Source organism: Bacteroides cellulosilyticus DSM 14838, assembly GCF_000158035.1.
GTDB lineage: Bacteria > Bacteroidota > Bacteroidia > Bacteroidales > Bacteroidaceae > Bacteroides > Bacteroides cellulosilyticus.
Map to the genome: position 1 here is coordinate 39,304 of NZ_EQ973491.1, position 5,028 is coordinate 44,331.

General features: G+C 42.8%; 5 protein-coding genes and 1 pseudogene. 2 read left to right on the forward strand and 4 right to left on the reverse strand.

What is annotated here, in order from left to right:
• The first annotated feature begins 291 nt into the window (after window positions 1-291).
• On the forward strand, window positions 292-1,638 hold the full coding sequence (locus BACCELL_RS12505) for an ATP-binding protein (RefSeq protein ID WP_007212171.1): 1,347 nt from the start codon (window positions 292-294) through the stop codon (window positions 1,636-1,638).
• Between the two features lie 98 nt (window positions 1,639-1,736).
• Entirely contained in the window at window positions 1,737-3,077 is a 1,341-nt protein-coding gene (locus BACCELL_RS12510; RefSeq protein WP_007212172.1) for an ATP-binding protein, read from the forward strand.
• A gap of 39 nt (window positions 3,078-3,116) precedes the next feature.
• On the opposite strand, the gene BACCELL_RS12515 is transcribed toward BACCELL_RS12510, so the two are convergent.
• The 4 genes and pseudogenes from BACCELL_RS12515 to BACCELL_RS12530 form a co-directional block, all read right to left on the reverse strand.
• Entirely contained in the window at window positions 3,117-3,383 is a 267-nt protein-coding gene (locus tag BACCELL_RS12515) for a DUF3791 domain-containing protein (RefSeq protein ID WP_007212173.1), read from the reverse strand.
• Window positions 3,380-3,895, reverse strand: coding sequence for a DUF3990 domain-containing protein (locus tag BACCELL_RS12520; protein ID WP_007212174.1), 516 nt, complete (start codon window positions 3,893-3,895; stop codon window positions 3,380-3,382). The genes BACCELL_RS12515 and BACCELL_RS12520 overlap by 4 nt, the downstream gene beginning before the upstream one ends.
• On the reverse strand, window positions 3,889-4,155 hold the full coding sequence (locus BACCELL_RS12525) for a DUF3791 domain-containing protein (RefSeq protein ID WP_007212175.1): 267 nt from the start codon (window positions 4,153-4,155) through the stop codon (window positions 3,889-3,891). The genes BACCELL_RS12520 and BACCELL_RS12525 overlap by 7 nt, the downstream gene beginning before the upstream one ends.
• 293 nt (window positions 4,156-4,448) lie before the next feature.
• Window positions 4,449-5,028: pseudogene (locus BACCELL_RS12530) on the reverse strand (HU family DNA-binding protein); the annotation flags it as partial.

The following is a 5,028-nucleotide window of genomic DNA, read 5'->3' on the forward strand; positions in this document are numbered from 1 at the left end:
CCAACTTATTTTTTAAGCATTACTTTGTCTTTTGAGTTTTTTTGCGATTTATCGGTAACTTTGTATCGCGCTCAATGACATCGAAAGGAATTTCGCTCTGCTTGATGGCAAAAAGTGACTTGATAACATCTTTCCTGAATGAAAGGAAATACTCGATGTTTTTTTTGTTTTCTTGGAAAAACGGCATAAAAAGCGTCTATTTTCCTTGGATAAGTGGCGTAATTGTATTAATTTCGTCTTGGAAAAACGGCAAGCGGGTGCTTTTGTCGTTTAGGATAAACTGTAGAAGCCATGCTGAAAAGAAAGATTGACCATTACATTAAGCGTTATTATGAGACCACTCGTAATGCTTTGCTGATTACCGGCGCGCGTCAAATCGGTAAAACTTATTCTATCCGGCAATTTGGAAAGTCGTTCAAGAGTTTTGTTGAGATAAATTTTATAGATAATCCTGAAGCTGTAGACGTTTTCAAAGGTGCAAAGGGTAGTGCGGATATACTATTTCGTCTGTCGGCCATGACTACAATTCCACTGATTAAAGGTGAAACACTCATATTTTTCGATGAGGTACAGAAGTGTCCTGAGATGGTTACAGCCATCAAATTCTTAGTAGATGAGGGTTCGTATCGTTATATTTTGAGTGGATCATTGCTTGGTGTAGAGCTGAAGGATTTGCGTTCGGAACCTGTGGGATATATGGGAATCAAAGATATGTATCCCCTCGATTTCGAGGAGTTTATTTCGTGTGTGGGCATTAATGATAAAATAATCGACTCTCTGCGTAATGCTTGGGAAAGTCGCGTGGCAGTGGATGAGTTTGTCCACTCTAAAATCATGGAATTGTTCCGCTTGTATCTGGTTGTGGGCGGTATGCCTGCTGCCGTGAGCAAATATATCGAGAGTAATAATTTGCAAGCAGTAATGGCTGTGCAGCAGGATATCATTCGTTTGTATAAGCGTGACATTGCTCAATATGATCCTGATAACAAACTTTATATAGAAGAGATTTTTAATCTCATTCCGCCTGAACTCGATGCCAAGAATAAACGGTTTATCTTGAAAAAGCTCAACGAGAATGCCAAGTTTGAACGTTATCAGAACAGTTTTCTTTGGTTGAAAAATGCGGGTGTTGCATTATCTGTTTATAATGTGGAAGAACCTAAGATACCCTTATTGCTTGCTCGCTCACGCAATCTGTTCAAACTTTTTCAGAACGATATAGGTTTGCTCGCCGCTCAATACGCCGAAGGTATTCAGTTGCGAATTATCAGGGGTGAGAAGAATATTAATTTTGGTTCCGTATACGAGAATGCGGTTGCTCAGGAATTGGTGGCGCATGGTATAGATCCTTATTATTATAACAATAAGAAGCGAGGCGAACTGGACTTTGTCATCGAACTTGATGGTAAAGTATTACCCATCGAGGTGAAGTCGGGAAAGGATTATGAGGTGCATCGTGCTCTGTCTAATATCATGGATTGTAAAGAGTATGATCTTTCCGAGGCTGTAGTGTTATGTAATGATAATCTGCGAGTGGAGGGCAAATTAGTGTATGCTCCCGTTTACATGGTGATGTTCCTTGAAAAGAATAATGTGGCGCCAACTTATTACAAGGTCGATTTGTCGATGTTACAATAACCTCATTTTTCCTTTGGTTTTGATCTAAAATAACCCTGTTTTTCCTTTGGCTTTAGACTTTATTCAGTACTTTTGTATTGAATATTAAATGTTTGTCTATGTTTCAACGATTAGCTCTTACAGCCCTTCATCGGTGGGGCGAAAAGGAAGGACGGAAACCTTTGGTTTTGAGAGGTGCGAGGCAAGTGGGAAAAACTACGTTAGTGAAGCTCTTTGCCCGAGAGTTTGATGTCTTTATTGAATTAAATCTGGAAGAGAAGGAAAATGCGCGCCTGTTTGCCGGGGAAGTATCGTTTGATGATTTGCTGGCAGGTATCTATGCCAAGGCAGGTGTCAGGATGGAAAATAAACGAACTCTTATCTTTATTGATGAGATTCAAAATGAACCGGAAGCGGTCAGGTCTTTACGCTATTTTTATGAGAAACGTCCTGATCTTCATGTGATAGCCGCCGGGTCATTGTTGGAGAGTCTGGTGGGGAACCATATTTCTTTCCCTGTAGGGCGTGTGGAATATATGGCTTTGCATCCATGTACCTTTACCGAATTTCTGGGTGCATTGGGCGAAAACGTTTTAGTGGAACAAATAGAACGATTGACGGTTCCACAGTCGGTGCATAGCTATGTGATGGACTTATTCAGGAAATATATGATTGTGGGCGGATTACCCGAAGCGGTGGCGAACTATGCGAAGTACAAGGATTGGGTAAGGCTGAATGATATTTTTAATTCGTTGATAGCTGGTTATAAAGATGATATTGAAAAGTATGCAAAAAAGAACAAAGAACAAGATATACTCCGTTACATCTTAAATTACGGTTGGGGATTGGCGGGACAACGCTTTCAGTTTGCCAAATTCGCAGGTTCTTCCTACAAGTCGTCCGAGATGGGGGATGCCTTTAGGATTTTGGAGAAAACGCTTTTACTGGAACTTGTTTATCCTTTAATTTCCACCTCGTTTCCTATTCTTCCGGATTTAAAGAGAAGTCCTAAGCTGTTGTGGTTAGATACGGGATTGGTCAATTATGTGGCGGAAATGCAGGAACGCCTATTGTTCACTTCTGCAACAGACGAACTGTGGAATGGAGACATAGCCGAACAAGTGGTGGGGCAAGAATTGTTGGGGGCATCTGTTACATTTGGTACTAAACGAATGTTCTGGGTACGCGATGCCCGTAATTCGCAGGCGGAGGTTGATTTCGTTTATAAGTTCAAGTCCCGTTTATTACCGATAGAAGTGAAAACGGGAGATAATTCCCGATTGCGCTCTCTGCATCAATTTATGGAAGAGTCGAAAGAGAATATTGCCATACGTTTGTGGAACGGAACGTTTTGCTCGGATGAAATACGGTTACCTTCCGGGAAACAATATACGTTGTATAACCTTCCATTTTATTATGCAGGGCAGTTTGAAAGTTTCCTGAATGATAAAGTGGAGTAGGAGTTGAAATTTTAATAATTATTCTCAAAAGACTGCTTTTCATCCTTGCTTCCGTTGCAGCTCTATCATCACTTCATCTACCACGTAGAGGTCGCCCATAAGATATAAGCCGGAAGTTTCGTCATGCAGGTGTTCGCAAGTGTCACTTTCATAGAAGATGTCGAAAGCACGTTCCGGTTCTATATTGAGACGCTTTGCCAGTAGTACGGAAATCCGTCCTATACGATTCCATAGAATAATGTCTCGTACGGTGATATCATCATTTATTGAGGGTTCTTGCTTTGGAGTATTAGGGATGTTGTTCATGGTTGGCCTCCTTTCTGGCGAGCTTCGTTGTTGAGGAATTCGCAGCCTATATAATGCAGGCATTCGTCCGTGAGGGACTGGTTGAGCAGACATATTTGATTATTAGGTTGATGCTGTGCCAGTCGTCCGATGGCAGTATTGATATCCATAAGTCCGAGCATATAGAGCTGCACAGTATCTACCACACGGTCGTCCGCTACTCCCCCTTCTATGTAATCGTATTCTTGCCATAAGGACTCCCCTGAACGGCATCCTACAATGAAGTCAAGCCATTGTCGGTCGTAGGCTTCGAAGCGTAGGCAGCGATAAGTCGCATGGATACGATCAGTGTCCAGCTCGTAGATGTTGAGCCATTGTGGTAGGTGGGCGTTGACAGGGCGTACAGCCCAACTAACAGCTTGCTCCCGTAAGTTAGTAACATAAAATCCTCGCCCGAAATCAAGATTAGAACGTCCGGCGTTACAAAGAGGCTGACTGACGGGGCATGTGGCTCCGTGATAGACGGTTAGCATGGTTTGTTTTCTTTTGGTTCGATACCTTGTTGCGCCTCAAGACGTTGAACTGCCTTCACAATGTCCTGTGTGACGTATTCACGACTTTGTGTATGTAGCGGATCCAACTGATGGGCTATCTGTTGGATCAGTCCTATACGCTTCATTCGCTGGTACATTTCCCGGGCTGTACATCCCAGCCGCTTAGCGGCACATTCTACGCAGAGGGCGGCAAAGGCGAGGCGACTTTCGGTTTCGGTGAATTCAAAATTTCGTTCCATACGTATATTTCCCTTTCTGTTCTAAAACAACAGCAAAGATAGTACGGTAGAAAGCGAAAGCCAAGTATTTAAGCAAGTTATTCTGCATTTATTGCAAAAAAGTTCAGCCCATTCATATAAGAGTAAAAGCTTCAATAGTAATTGAGAGGTTGGCAATGAAAAGATTTTCGATAGTTGTCAGCACTCCAGCACTAAGACAGCTAATGTGCAATAAAACAAATGGTTGTCTTGTGATGACAACCATTGTTACCAGTGCTGACAAACTGTTTATCAGCACTGTTTTTCCGACATATTTACGCATTTTCTGATTTAATCTCCTGGGATTCACCACGTACATACACTTTATGCGAACCACGCCCAATTGTGCTCAAATATCCCTTTTCCACAAGCAAATTGAGGTCATTCAGCGCTTTATTCTTCAAAAGTCCTGTGATACTGCTGTAATCTTTGCGTGTAATGAAGGGATGCGTCTCCAAAAACACCAGTAAACGGCGGTAACGCTCGGCACCGCCAAGCTCCGCACTCTTACGAAAACCATATTTGGCACGCTCCACAAAACCGGCGCACCGCTTGCGGAAATCGGGCGATACGCGGAAATGCACTTTGCCGAAAAAGATAGTCTGCGCGTGGATCTCTTTCGGGTCCATCACCGGACGCCCCTTCAGGCCCGCCGAGAAGTATCCCATATTCCCCAACTGAACATGATGTCCTTCGGATAAATAAAACGAATACCCGATCCTCTATTGCTGCCAACAAACCATTGATGTCACCGGGACTGAAACTGGACATTCGGGAAATGTCACTAACCAAACGCTCTGTGTCAATCGTACCTTTATTCACGATGCGTGGATACAAAGGTTGCAATTCGCCGTC

What these genes read in the sequence shown, in the direction of transcription:
- BACCELL_RS12520 (WP_007212174.1), bottom strand. Translation starts at nt 3,895, where the DNA reads ATGCTAACCGTCTATCACGGAGCCACATGCCCCGTCAGTCAGCCTCTT.
- BACCELL_RS12515 (WP_007212173.1), bottom strand. Translation starts at nt 3,383, where the DNA reads ATGAACAACATCCCTAATACTCCAAAGCAAGAACCCTCAATAAATGAT.
- BACCELL_RS12525 (WP_007212175.1), bottom strand. Translation starts at nt 4,155, where the DNA reads ATGGAACGAAATTTTGAATTCACCGAAACCGAAAGTCGCCTCGCCTTT.
- BACCELL_RS12505 (WP_007212171.1), top strand. Translation starts at nt 292, where the DNA reads ATGCTGAAAAGAAAGATTGACCATTACATTAAGCGTTATTATGAGACC.
- BACCELL_RS12510 (WP_007212172.1), top strand. Translation starts at nt 1,737, where the DNA reads ATGTTTCAACGATTAGCTCTTACAGCCCTTCATCGGTGGGGCGAAAAG.